Raw genomic sequence first — 13,075 nt, 5'->3', positions numbered from 1 at the left:
TATTTGTATAACTTACGCCCATTGCAAACCTGCAAGAATTTCGAAATGCTGGCGCAAACCTTTCCGTCAGATGAACAAAGATCACGATCTGGTGCAATGCGCGGATGTTCAGTGGCAGCCTTGCGGTGAGCGGATTGGCGTAGTGGATGTCATTTCTACAAGCTTGCCATTGCATGGCAGAATCATGAAATGGGGCGCGCAGCTTCCGCTCCGCACCCCATCCGCTCCTAACCCGATCCGGTTGAATTGGCTTAGATCTGTGTGATCTCATTGATCATGCCGCTGCCCTCTTGATCGATAGTCAGCTCAAATCCGTCGCCAATCTGGTTAATAATCGCGCGGTTGCCGGATCCAGAGGTTGTCGCGTTCTGGTTGATTGTCAGACTGTTGTTGTTGCCGCTCTGCACACCTTCAGCATAGTTGCCATCACCGCCAAGGCCGGTCCCATTGTTGAAACCTTGATCGATGAACAGTGAATTGTTGTTACCGGTTTGGGTGGCGATAGCTTCGTTACCGGACCCATTTTGACCGATGGCGATCAAATTCCCTGATCCGGTTTGAGATGCGGTCGCAACATTTGTTCCTGTACCACCAAGGTCACCCTGGACGATAAAGACGACATTGCTCGAATCTTCTTGATCGACGGTCGCTTCATTGTTGTCGTTGACCTGAAGAATATCGACATCGTTGCTTCCACCAATGGTGTCGAAGTTCTGGCGAATGGTCGCTGTGTTGTTATCACCGTCCATACGGATCAAAGTGTTGTTCCCAACTCCATCGGCCCCTGCCCCATTGGCGAAGCCTTGATCGATAGACAGGACATTGCCCCCGCCATCTTGTGTCACAAGAGCGATGTTGGTCGTGCTATTCTGGGTGACGCCCACAATATTGTCAGAGCCGGTCTGACGTATCTCGGTTGAGTTTAGACCAATGCCACCTGTCACCCCTTGGCTAATAACAGTATTGTTATTGCCGCCCGGCAAAGTTTGGCGAACTTGTGCGTTCTGCTCGCTCCCCGCCTGAGTAATTGTGATCGAGTTCAGAACATCCTCTACTTGAAAGATGGATACAGAGTGATCGAGCCCGGTCTGGCTGATCGTGACGTCGGCCTGAGCAAAAACGGTCGCAGGGGTAAGAAGTGCCACTGCTGAAATGACGGCGATAGTGTGGCGATGCATGAGAGAAACCCTTTCCTTTTGGTCTCTCCGAAGCTGTCAGGGCAAGGGCTATCGCGCATCAGGATAATCCCTAAGTTATGGAGGTAAATTGCCTCCAATTGGGTTCTAGTTCGAACCACGTACGAGAGGTAAATACGCAAATGGTTGTTAGCAATCGCTTCGCGAGCGGACAGGTCGAGGATGTTTGAAATCCGAACACCGGCGTCGCCCGAAACCATTCACTGGTGCCAAAACCATTCACTGAGGTCAGAATCCATTGACTGGAGGTTGTCACACAAGAGAGTCAGCACGGCTAAAAACCGATCACCCCCTTTGGATCAGCCCGTTACATCGGCAATCGCACCGATAAATTTGTCGATATTGTCCATGGTAAGGCCAGCAATATTGATCCGGCCTGATCCAGCCATATAAATCCCGTGCTCTTCGCGCAGCTGAACCACTTGCTCCTTGCTCACCGGAAGAGTTGAGAAAAGGCCGTTCTGTTTTGCCAAAGGCGTGAGATCAACGCCCCCAGCTTGACCTGCATCACCAAGGTAATCGCGAACCTGCCGCATTCGGGCGCGCATCTGCTCGAGCTCGTCGAGCCATTCTTGCGTCAATTCCGGATCACGAAGGATAACGCGAACGGCGGCTGCACCGTGATCAGGCGGCATCGACCAGCTCGCACGTGCCAACGCGTTTGCATTTGAAAATGCTTTACCGAGGGTGGTGGAACCTTCGCTGCCCCCATTTGCAAGTATGTAGAACGCGCCGACCCGGTCACGATATAATCCAAAGTTCTTGTCGCACGAATAGGCGATAAATGCCTCAGGCACTTTGGCTAGGACACTGCGCAGTCCGCGCGCATCCTCTTCCATGCCAAAACCCAGCCCTTGATAAGCAGTGTCGATGATCGGGAACGTGCCGCTTGCAACTAAGGCATCGCCAATCGCTTCCCAGTCTTCAGGAGAGTAATCAATGCCGGTCGGGTTGTGGCAGCACCCATGGATCAAAACCGCCTCTCCTGGCCCAGCGCCGTTAATCGCAGCAAGAACTGCATCAGCATTTGCAGTGCCATCGGGATTGGCATGATCGAACGGTTCCCATTCGAGTGCAACATCCCTGATAATCTGCGCGTGGTTGGGCCAGCTGGGCGCGCCCATATGCAGTTTGGTAATGCCCATTTGCTTGGCCAAAGCGATGGCAAGGCGAACCGCGCCCGTCCCCCCAGGTGTTTGCATCCCTTCGAGCCGGCCGCCCATCGTGGCATCCGATCCGAAGATGTAAGGCATCAAGGCATGGACAAAACCCATGTCACCTTCTGGCCCAAGATAGGATTTGCTATCCTGATTATCGACAAGCCTCTGCTCAGCGCCTTTGATCGCACCAAAAACCGGCGTGTCGCCTTGGCCAGTGCGATAAACACCAACGCCAAGGTCAACCTTATCCAGCCTTGCGTCAGCGGCGTAAAGTTTAATAAGCGCAAGCAGCGCGTCGGGGGCTTGTTCTTTGAGTCTATCGAGCATGGGCAAGCCTCATAAGCAACCGCTACAAAGCTGCAACCACCTTTGCGCTATGCATGCCTAAAGGTGCCCTTCAATAGCCTCTTAAAATGGCAGCCAGCGGTGCTTCTTTGAAAAGCGCATATATCCCGCGTTTACGCCCAGCCTTAGCCCCGCACCAACCCTGATCGGGATGAGTACCACGTCGCCGCGCCGCATATAACTCGCATGCATGCCGCCCACGAGGTAGGCTTGGCCTTCGCCCGCAGGATATCGTTTAAAGATGTCCTCACTGTCGAACAGATTGTAGACAAGCACAAATGTGTTTCCAGCATTTGCCCCGGCATCAAGGCCGAGTGAGGGTCCTGTCCAATAGACCTTGCGCTCACCCTCAACCCTGTGATGCAATGTGCCGGAACCGTATCGCGCACCGAAGATGAATGCGCCGCCTGCCTCGCGCCCCACAATATAGCCGTTCGGTTCACCCTGCTTACGCAAGAGGTCTTCAATTAAACCGGCAAGGCCTTTCGCACCTTTTCCAAAAACTCCTTCCGCCGCGCCGATAAGGTCGTCTTGGCCATAGGTCGCAGCTTCGTCAGAAGCATTCGTGACCACGGGGTCTGGTGATGGATTGTCCCATTGCGGAACCGGCTGCACGGCAGCCACAGGCACATCCGTGCCCCAATTATCGGTCTGAACCGCGTCGCCCCAATCATTGACCTCATCGGTAAAACCGGGTTGTGCAGTTGGTTCGGCGCTAGAATCAAGCGACGGCGCCGTCCTGTATGCAGAACCCACTACATCGGCATCGACCACGCCAACCTCAGCAGCGACATTATCGGCTTCTGCTTGCAGAGAGCCTTGAACATCACTTGGCGTGGCTGTGTCAAAGACAGCGTTTGGATCAAATGTTTCCATCTCTTGCGCGTGCGCAGGAACAGACACCCCGACCAAAACTGCTGCGCATGCGCTCATTACAAACTTCGCGCAGACACTGCCTTGCGGCCTGGCTTTAGCAAAAATGGATCCAAGCATCTTCAATACCTTCTATCTGACCTGCGTTTTGGACGCTGGACATATGGTCCCAAGCATAAGCAGAGTCCTTAAGGGCAATTGCGGCAAATGCTGATCGGTCAAGCGAATCGGAAACGCGATGAATCGAGGATGATGCTGGCATGTTATACTCCCGCTGAATGCGTATTGAGGCCGCTCCCAAGGGGATTACGTGATCTAATCGGCGGTCAAATGGCAAATCATGCACATTGACCTCTTGCCGCCCTTGAATGCTGCGACTATAGCCCGCCGCCTAAAGCCAATACGCGCAATGCGTCAGCGGAGACGTGGGTGAGTGGCTGAAACCAGTTCCCTGCTAAGGAACCATACCTACTACGGGTATCGAGGGTTCGAATCCCTCCGTCTCCGCCATTTTTCAAATTTTCCCTGATTTTCTGATGTTTTGAGCAATTACAATTGCTTGAAATTGCCAACTGTAACACAAACCTGTAACACACGGGCATGGGCGAAGTGGGAAAACCAAGCGGGCTTACAAAGCGGAAAAACGGCGTTTGGTATTTTCGTAAGCGATGGCCGAAGCGCTACCTGCAAGACGGTGAAAGCCGCTCTGATTTTGCGCGATCCTCCCTTGGATATGTCACTTGGTACTGGAATGGAGATATTCGCTTCTGGTCTTCTACCGGTAACCAGATCAAAGGAAATGCCCTCAATGGATTGCATAACGGCAAGGTCTGGAGTGTTGCTTGGGCAGGGTGTGGAGCCGTTAGTAGAGGCGTTGACGGATCTTTGAGGCATTGGGAAGTTGGCTCTGAGGTGCGACTAAAATATGAAGCTAGGAAAGCTCATGATGGATCAGTCGATGGATTAGTAAGCTGGGAGTCCGGCTACGTTAGCTGGAAAAGGGATCATGAAATAAGGGTTTGGAATCAGAGGCTAGAGTGCGACGCCACAATTGTCCCTCCCAGTGGTTTCGATGACGTATGTTTCATAGGCGATAAGATGATTGTGTTGGGTAAGCACTGCTATTTTTATCCCTCACCATTTTTCAGATCAGACAGCTGATAGTGACGACAAAGATAGTGGCGCGCTCGCCTTTACGATTCTGTAGATCGCAATATGTACCCGCGCATGCGCTTGGGTCATCTTGTCTCGCCGCACTACGTTAGCTCGGCAGGGAGAGGTAGCTGCGCTTCTCCCGTGTACCCTCTCAGCTAAATCGAGCTCTGCTCGCTAAAATCGTAACGCCGATCAATCAATCACAAACATCAGGCGTGTTTGCATCCACCATTATGCAAGAAAGTCAGCATTGCATCGTTTACGACTGAGAACGGACATTCCGCTAACGACCCAATTGCGGCCGTTGCAGAACGAAGGCACAGTGGTCCAATGGACAGAAATACAAAAGACGTTATTGAGCAACTTCCGCTGACGGAGATCGACAAAGTCACCTTTTACAAGCGCGATGAAGTGACAACTGATTTGATCTGTTGTGATGTGGCGATTGCCGACAAGGTCTGGAGTTTCCATGAGGAACTTTCGGGCTGGAAGCTGTTAATGGATCACTTGCGCAGCCTTCCCAACTTTCGCGTCGATTGGTTCGCCTCGGTGTCGCAGCCGCCTTTCGCAACTAGTGAAACCATTGCGTTTTGCCGCTAGGTCGAACGCCCGCTTTCCACCATTTTGCGGACGCAAGTTGACCCTCACAGCAATGGCTATATGCGCAGAAATATGGATGAAATGTCTAGGCTCCCTGAACCGCCTCAATTATCGGCATTAATGCGCGATGGGCCGGTGGCCCTCTTCCTCGATTTCGACGGCACTTTGGTGGAATTGGCCGCGACGCCGGACGCGATTTCCGTACCTCGCAATATGCCGACCAAACTCCGCGCGCTTTCACAAGCATTGGATGGGCGACTAGCGCTGGTTAGCGGGCGCTCAATCACGGATTTGGAAAAGCATCTGGGGCAATTGGGTGTGGCTGTTGCCGGCTCGCACGGGGCGGATTGCCGGCTGGCATCGGGACAAGCGCTGGGCCAAGCGCCTCAGGGAATAAGCGCTGAGGCGCGCGCATCCCTCAGCGGCTTTGCTCAAAAAGAAGGTCTCGACTTGGAAGAAAAGTCGCATGGTGCTGCGCTGCATTTTCGCAACCAGCCTGAAAAAGAGCGCGTGGCGCATGATTTTGCATCTACGCTTTCCGACAAACACGGCTTGGCGGTGAAGACCGGCAAATGCGTTGTGGAACTGGTCGAAAGCGGCGCCAATAAGGGCGCTGCTGTAAACGCATTCATGGATGATCGCTTGTTTGCAGGTTCGGTGCCTTGGTTCATTGGCGATGATATTACCGACGAAGATGGTTTTAGGGCTTGCCAAGATAGGGGCGGCGGGGGCATTCTTGTTGGTGAGAGAGAGGAAACTCGCGCGGGCCATGCGTTCGCAGATGTAACAGCTGTCCGCCAATGGTTGGGCATCTAAAGCTGGATATGGAATGACGCGCACTCTCGATACGAACTCTAAAAACACTCAAAACCCAGAGCCGAACATTCCAAACTTGGAGTTATGGCCGATTGGAAACTGTCAAATCAGCGGCTTAATCGATAAGGCCGCCGGATTGGTGTGGGGCTGTGTTCCGCGCGTGGATGGCGATCCGGTTTTTTGTGCGCTTTTGAACGGTGATGCCCAAAATGCGGGTGTTTGGCGCTTTGAATTGGAAGGCCAAACCAGCTCTACCCAACGATATGAACGCAACACCGCGATCCTGATCACTCGGCTGGAAGCAGACGATGGATCGGCCGCAGAGATCTATGATTTTTGCCCGCGTTTTGAGCGTTCCGGCAGGATGTACCGCCCTGTTGCATATACGCGCATTGTGCGACCCGTAGCGGGCACTCCGCGTCTCAAAACCAATTTGCGGCCCAAACAAAACTATGGCGCCCAACTCGCGGAAACCAATCACGGCACCAACCATATCCGCTATGTCATGGGCGCGCAGACTATGCGTCTCAGCACAGACGCACCGGTAGGCTACATTCTGGAAGGCCGGTCTTTTCGGCTTGAAAGTGACCAGCATTTCTTCCTTGGCCCAGATGAACCATTTGTCGGCAATGTCCGTTCAGAAGTGCGCCGTATGGAGGCGCAAACCGCCAAATATTGGAAGCATTGGACGCGCGGGCTTCACATTCCGCTCGAATGGCAAGACGAGGTCATCCGCTGCGCGATTGCGCTGAAATTGTGCCAGCACGAAGAAACCGGTGCGATCGTGGCCGCCCTCACCACCAGCATTCCAGAAGCCGCGCATTCTGAGCGCAATTGGGATTACCGTTTCTGTTGGATCCGCGACAGCTATTACACCGTGCAGGCGCTCAACCGGCTCGGTGCGCTGGACGTGCTGGAGAAATATCTCGCCTATCTGCGTAACATTGTCGACGGGGCGAAGGGTGGCCAAATTCAGCCGCTCTATTCCGTGATGGGCGAAAGCGAATTGAACGAGGTGACGGCGGCGCATCTTGCTGGATATCGCGGCATGGGGCCGGTGCGGCGCGGCAATGCAGCCTACAAGCAAATCCAGCATGATTGTTATGGGCAGATCGTTTTGCCGACCGTACAAGGGTTCTTTGACAGCCGGATGCTGCGCATGGCCGATGAAGGCGATTTTGAAAGCCTTGAGCAAGTTGGCGAAATGGCTTGGGCTATGCATGATCAGCCCGATGCAGGTCTGTGGGAATTTCGAACCCGCGAAGAAGTGCACACCTATTCCGCCGTCATGTCATGGGCCGCATGTGATCGGCTTGCAAATGTTGCAGAACATATCGGTAAGGCTGAACGGGCGAAGCTCTGGCGGGTGCGCGCCGACAAAGTTTGCGCCAAAATCGAGGCTGAGGCCTGGGTCTCAACAGGCGAAGGTGGGGATGAAGGGCATTACGGTGCCAGCTTTGAAAGCGATTATCTCGATGCGAGCCTGCTGCAAATGGTCGAATTGCGGTTCCTATCGCCGGACAATCCGCGCTTTCAATCGACCTTTGCCGCGATTGAGAAAGAGTTGCGGCGCGGCGATCATATGCTGCGTTATGCCAAGGAGGATGATTTTGGCGCCCCAGAAACCGCGTTCAATGTCTGCACCTTTTGGTTGATTGAGGCGCTCCATTTGGCGGGCCGCGACGATGAAGCACGCACTCTGTTTGAAACGATGTTAAGCCACCGAACACAGTCGGGCATGCTGAGCGAAGATCTCGATTATAAGACGGATGAGCTGTGGGGAAATTTCCCACAAACATACTCTTTGGTAGGCGTAATCAATTGCGCCGGCTTGCTGTCAAAATCATGGAGTGAAGTACGATAGGACGCTTAGTTGTCATCTCGAACCGTGTCGCTGTGCCCAAGGCACGCGGAGCGGCTGGCGCGCAAGGCGGGCTCGCCGGTGCGCTCAATTCTGCTCTCAAAAAACACAAAGGCCTCTGGTTCGGGTGGTCAGGTCAAGAAAGCGAGGCAGAAACAGGTGAGAGCACCGGCAATATCAATATGCAACGGGCAGACGGCGTCACCACTGCAACAATTGATCTGTCCGCTCGGGATGTTGATGAATATTACAATGGCTATGCCAATTCCACGCTTTGGCCGTTGTTCCACTACCGCCTAGACCTCACCGAATATGAGCGAGAAACCGGGAAAGGGTATGAGCGGGTCAATGAACGCTTTGCTGAATGTGTTCAGCCGTTGATTGAAGAAGAAGACCTCGTATGGGTGCATGATTATCATCTGCTTCCCTTGGGCGAGCGCCTGCGAGCGCGAGGCCTTAAAAACCGCATTGGGTTCTTTCTGCATATTCCATGGCCGCCGACACGGCTGTTCGTTTCACTGCCGTTTCATGAACGGTTGGTGCGGACCATGCTTGATTATGATTTGGTGGGTTTCCAGAACAATGAATGGCTGGAGAGTTTTCTCCATTACTGCCGCAAGGAATTGGGCGCCCAGGTCGATGAAGACACAGGCGTTGTCAGCTTTGAAGGACGCACAGTTCGCGCAAAAGCCTATCCGATCGGCATCGATTGGGACCACTTCCAAGCGCAAGGCAAAACCGAAACAGCCCACAAAGCGGCTGAAAGACTGACGGACTCGATCCGCAATCGTGCTGCGATGATCGGGGTCGACCGGCTGGATTATTCCAAAGGCCTGCCTGAACGGATCGACGGGATTGGTCGTTTCTTTGATCAACACCCAGAGCGCGTGCGCGACCTTGTCTATATACAGGTCGCCCCGCCCAGCCGCGAGGATGTGGAAAGCTACCAGCATATTCGTGAGGTGCTCGAACAGAAAACCGGACAAATCAACGGAGCCCGTTCGGAGGTGGATCTCGTCCCGATCCGTTATGTGAACCGTGGGTATGAACATGCCGAGCTTTACGGTTTTTTCAATGCCGCCAAAATCGGATTGGTCACACCTTTGCGTGACGGGATGAACTTGGTTGCAAAAGAATATGTCGCCGCCCAAGACCCAGAGGATCCTGGCGTTCTTATCCTTTCGCGCTTTGCAGGCGCAGCCCAACAATTGAGCTGCGATGAGAAAGGCGCTGTGATGGTCAATCCGCACAGCCCGGATGATTTGAGCCATGCTATTCTGGCCGCGCTCGACATGCCATTGGCAGAACGAAAATCACGCTATGAAGCGATGATAACCACCATCCGTGAAGACAATGTACAAGCGTGGACTGCAGAGTTTTGTAGCGATCTTGCAGGTGAATGATCAGCCACTTTGAACGTCCGCTTTCCGTCTCAAAAAAGCCTCTTAGAATACCATCGGTTGATCTCGCTTGATGAATGGCAGCTACATCGACTTAGACACTGAAAGCCGACCTACTGCTAACGACCCAATTGCGGACGTTGCTCAGTAACCAAAACAGTGGCTACATAACCGAGATGAATGATCGGTCGAATTTTGATTTTGCCATTGATGGTGCACAGCTTTTCAAAGGCGCGTTGATACCGTGCAAGGCAAAACTAGAGGCGGCGCTTGTGGGACTACCACTTGACGAAGCTGGCACTCGCATACGCAACATAGGCGCGCTTTACCCCTTGCTAGCGAGCGACGGGTGTATTGGAGCCGTAGCTGCATCGGTTTTGGGTGAGCAATCGAAGCCGGTTCGAGCAATCCTCTTCAACAAGTCTTCAGAAACCAATTGGTCTCTTGCATGGCATCAGGACCGAACAATCTGCGTTAAGGAAAAGCGGCAGGTGCATGGCTTCGGTCCATGGACAGTCAAGGGTGGCATGCACCACGTCGCTCCTCGATTCGAGTTACTGGAGCGAATGGTCACCCTACGTGCACATCTTGACGATGTGCCTGCTTCCAACGCTCCGCTGCTTATCGCTTCCGGCTCTCATACTCGGGGCCTGATACCTGTTGGCGAAGTCAATGCGGTTGCAAAGGAATGCATCACAAGAACCTGCTTGGCCGAAGCGGGGGATATATGGCTTTACGCAACGCCAATACTTCACTCTTCGGATGCAGCCGAGAAACCAAGTAGCAGACGGGTGCTCCAAGTTGATTTTGTCGCAGAGCCCCTTTCCGGCGGGCTAGAGTGGTTAGGGGTCTAACGTCCGCTGCCCACCCCATAATCAGACTTAGATTGATCCCGCTCCGATGCCTGAAAGTGGACTGGCAGCTATCCGAGCTTTTCAGCTAAAAGCGGATTGTCTGGAAACGACCCATTTGCGGACGTTGACGCAAGCCTAAACGAATGCCCGCTTTGACCCGATATGCGCCATGCATCAAAGGCAATCGACGAAGTGCTCAACTGTGGGTTCTACTCCCGCATCATAAAGCACCGCGGCGCTCACCGAAAAATTGAACCCACCAGGATGTGGTAAACCATCGATCTCGCCTCGCTCAATCAGCGGACATGCTGCTGTTTTTGGGATCGCTGTGACAATGTCTGAACATCTGGCCAGATCAATGCACGCGGCTTGGCTGAGCAAGCGATATTTGGGGAAGTCATGCGCTTGCAACAGCGCTTGGACATCATCGGACAAGTTGTTCTCAAACAAATCATCAAATCCAGCAATCGCCCAATCGAAGCCGAGTATGTCCTCAAGACTGTCGCCTGCTTGCCTCACTGGATGCCCTTGTCGGAACAACATCCAATAGGGTTCATCACAGACGTTGCGAACGCGAAGTCGGTTGAAGTGCGCGACGCCACGCAGAGTGGCCTCATGATACAACACTAGATGTATCCGGCGTTGGACCAATTCCTCTACCGCAAGATGCGGCGGCATAGTTTCGACATTGATCCGTGTGTTTGGAAAGCGACGCGCAAACTTTTCGATTGCCAGCGGGATCATGTTTTCGAGAATCGCCGGGCCGCTGACAATGTTGAGAATATGTTCGCCGCTCTGGACCGAAGTGCGGACATTTTTGGCAAAACCCAGCAGTTCGACCGCCATGGGGTATAGTTTTTTGCCCGCTTCGGTTGCAACAACCGTCCGCGTTGTCCGGTGGAACAACTGGACATCCCAGCCATGCTCGATCTGTTTGATGCTCTTGGTCAGCGCCGAATGCGTAAGACCCAATTCGTCCGCCGCGGCCGAGAAACTCAACAGTCGATAGACAGCCTCAAAATGCCTCAAGAGTCGTAGATCATCCATTTATTCCATTTAGTAACAAATTTTGGTGTATTATTCAATTTTGCTCAATTCATCATTGGTCTACCACTGATCCATCGCCGCAATTGAACCTTGGGAGGGTGGTCAATGACACTCGAAAATATCGTCAATTCCAACATCGCGCTGATCGTCATTCCGATCTATTTCGCGAGTATCTTTGGTGAATCGATCTTCAATCACTTCTTTCACGAGCGCGGCGCTGGCGACTGGAAAGATAACACCGTCTCGATGGGCATGGGTCTGGTCAGCGCAGTCACCAATGGCGCAACTGCGTTCATATCAGTCGTAGCACTATTTTGGGTCCAGCAGTTTCAATTCTATGCCATTCCGTTGTCGATCGGCGCGCTGGTTGTGTGCTTTGTTCTCGATGATCTGCGTTATTACTGGCACCACCGGATCGCGCATCGGTGTCGCTGGGTGTGGGCAATGCATGTGGCACACCACTCTAGCACTCAGTATAATTTCTCCGTCGCCCTGCGGCAGGGATGGACCAAGCATTTTACCGGAACGATGATGTTCAAACTGCCGCTGGTTCTGATCGGGTTCGACCCTGTGATCGTACTGTTCTGCGGCGTTATCAATCCAACCTATCAGTTCTTCCTTCATACGGAGCTAGTGAACAAACTACCCCGCTGGTTTGAGGCGATCTTCAACACACCATCACATCACCGCGTCCATCACGGACGCAACCCGCGTTACCTTGATGCCAACTATGCTGGCACACTGATCATCTGGGACAAGATGTTTGGGACATTCGTGGCCGAAGAAGATGAGGACAAAGTCGATTACGGGCTGGTGAAGAACCTTGAAACGCTCAATCCATTTGTGATCGTTTTCCACGAATATTGGGGCATTGCGAAAGACATCTCCCAACGCCGGATCACTCTGGGTCAGCGGTTCCTTTATCTCCTTGCACCTCCTGGCTGGTGCCATGATGGCTCGCGGCAATCGTCGGAGCAAATCAAGGCGGAGTACTTCGCGAAAGAAGCCATTGCTGAGCGCGCGAATGCCACGCCCGGGCCTGCCGCAACAAGAAGCACGTATGCTTGATGTACCCGGCCCGCATTTCGCTCTGTCGGAATTGTTGATCGTAGTCGCGGCGATTACCTGCGGCGTTAGATTTGGCAAGGCAGGATTGTGGTTGGCAGCGACAGGGTCCCTGCTGTTCGGATTGATCGCAGCCATCGGAGCATTTCGCTTTGGCATGGGACAGATCGACGCATTGGCTGGCATTCACGGAGCATTTTCACAAACTGGCGGCGCAATTGCGATGTCGTTAATTGCTGCGCAACTGGCCTTGCACGGAGTCCTTGACCGCCGAGGTCTGGAGAGATGGGTGTATGGTACGGTCTTGGTTGGAGCACTCGCAGCCATAATCGTGCCAGTCGCTACATTGCCACTGTTTTTGCTCTGGCTCGCGATAGCCATCGGTTCCGCTGCTCTTATTCCCGTCATTGGGCCATTCCAAAGAATAGGCAGGGCGCTGCTGGTTGGAATCTTCCTGATCAACATATTGGCGGTTCGCCAGTCACCGTTACTTGGAGCAGGCCTAAGTTGGCATCTGTTCCATGCCTTGGTGGCAGTATGGCTAGTTTGCCTCCAATTTGCGTTCTCCAGGGCAAAGAACGCTGGCTAGCGGTCAGTCATCGGGTATCTCGAACGTCCGCTTCCACCCCCAGTTTCGGTCATTGAAAACTGACTTGAAGTGGGCCGATAGCTGACTGTCTGCTCTTGTCAGTGAACTTCGGCA

At 53.3% G+C, this 13,075-nt stretch carries 11 protein-coding genes and 1 tRNA gene; 8 read left to right on the top strand and 4 right to left on the bottom strand.

The annotated features are described in order from the left end of the window. Positions 1-251 precede the first annotated feature (251 nt). From ABJ205_RS00940 to ABJ205_RS00930, 3 genes are all read right to left on the bottom strand, one after another. Complete coding sequence (locus tag ABJ205_RS00940) at positions 252-1,178, bottom strand: hypothetical protein (protein ID WP_348159576.1); 927 nt, start codon at positions 1,176-1,178, stop codon at positions 252-254. Between the two features lie 317 nt (positions 1,179-1,495). Beyond that, a complete protein-coding gene (locus ABJ205_RS00935; protein WP_348159574.1) occupies positions 1,496-2,683 on the bottom strand; it encodes an aromatic amino acid transaminase in 1,188 nt (395 codons plus the stop codon). 81 nt (positions 2,684-2,764) lie between these two features. Further along, complete coding sequence (locus ABJ205_RS00930; RefSeq protein ID WP_348159572.1) at positions 2,765-3,634, bottom strand: DUF1134 domain-containing protein; 870 nt, start codon at positions 3,632-3,634, stop codon at positions 2,765-2,767. Positions 3,635-3,993: 359 nt separating this feature from the next. Here ABJ205_RS00930 and ABJ205_RS00925 point away from each other — a divergent pair. The 6 genes from ABJ205_RS00925 (at position 3,994) to ABJ205_RS00900 (ending at position 10,260) form a co-directional block, all read left to right on the top strand. Beyond that, positions 3,994-4,084, top strand: a tRNA-Ser gene (locus ABJ205_RS00925). A gap of 975 nt (positions 4,085-5,059) precedes the next feature. Further along, positions 5,060-5,329: a hypothetical protein gene (locus ABJ205_RS00920; protein WP_348159570.1), complete on the top strand. Its 270-nt coding sequence runs from the start codon at positions 5,060-5,062 to the stop codon at positions 5,327-5,329. Between the two features lie 72 nt (positions 5,330-5,401). Continuing rightward, positions 5,402-6,145 (top strand): trehalose-phosphatase, encoded by a 744-nt coding sequence (gene otsB / locus ABJ205_RS00915; protein ID WP_348159568.1) that lies wholly within the window; start codon positions 5,402-5,404, stop codon positions 6,143-6,145. 13 nt (positions 6,146-6,158) lie between these two features. Next, positions 6,159-8,009, top strand: coding sequence for a glycoside hydrolase family 15 protein (locus ABJ205_RS00910; protein ID WP_348159567.1), 1,851 nt, complete (start codon positions 6,159-6,161; stop codon positions 8,007-8,009). Then, on the top strand, positions 8,006-9,409 hold the full coding sequence (locus tag ABJ205_RS00905) for a trehalose-6-phosphate synthase (RefSeq protein ID WP_348159598.1): 1,404 nt from the start codon (positions 8,006-8,008) through the stop codon (positions 9,407-9,409). The genes ABJ205_RS00910 and ABJ205_RS00905 overlap by 4 nt, the downstream gene beginning before the upstream one ends. Before the next feature lie 173 nt (positions 9,410-9,582). Next, entirely contained in the window at positions 9,583-10,260 is a 678-nt protein-coding gene (locus tag ABJ205_RS00900) for a phytanoyl-CoA dioxygenase family protein (protein ID WP_348159565.1), read from the top strand. Positions 10,261-10,434: 174 nt separating this feature from the next. On the opposite strand, the gene ABJ205_RS00895 is transcribed toward ABJ205_RS00900, so the two are convergent. Further along, a complete protein-coding gene (locus ABJ205_RS00895; RefSeq protein ID WP_348159564.1) occupies positions 10,435-11,307 on the bottom strand; it encodes a LysR family transcriptional regulator in 873 nt (290 codons plus the stop codon). A 105-nt stretch (positions 11,308-11,412) separates the two neighbouring features. On the opposite strand from ABJ205_RS00895, the gene ABJ205_RS00890 reads away from it, so the two are divergent. Both ABJ205_RS00890 and ABJ205_RS00885 read left to right on the top strand, forming a co-directional pair. Further along, positions 11,413-12,375 (top strand): sterol desaturase family protein, encoded by a 963-nt coding sequence (locus ABJ205_RS00890; protein WP_348159562.1) that lies wholly within the window; start codon positions 11,413-11,415, stop codon positions 12,373-12,375. Beyond that, complete coding sequence (locus tag ABJ205_RS00885) at positions 12,368-12,961, top strand: hypothetical protein (protein ID WP_348159560.1); 594 nt, start codon at positions 12,368-12,370, stop codon at positions 12,959-12,961. The genes ABJ205_RS00890 and ABJ205_RS00885 overlap by 8 nt, the downstream gene beginning before the upstream one ends. Positions 12,962-13,075: the final 114 nt, after the last annotated feature.

The organism is Erythrobacter sp., assembly GCF_039988855.1.
Taxonomy (GTDB): domain Bacteria; phylum Pseudomonadota; class Alphaproteobacteria; order Sphingomonadales; family Sphingomonadaceae; genus Erythrobacter.
This window is presented reverse-complemented; position numbering and strand designations above follow the sequence as displayed.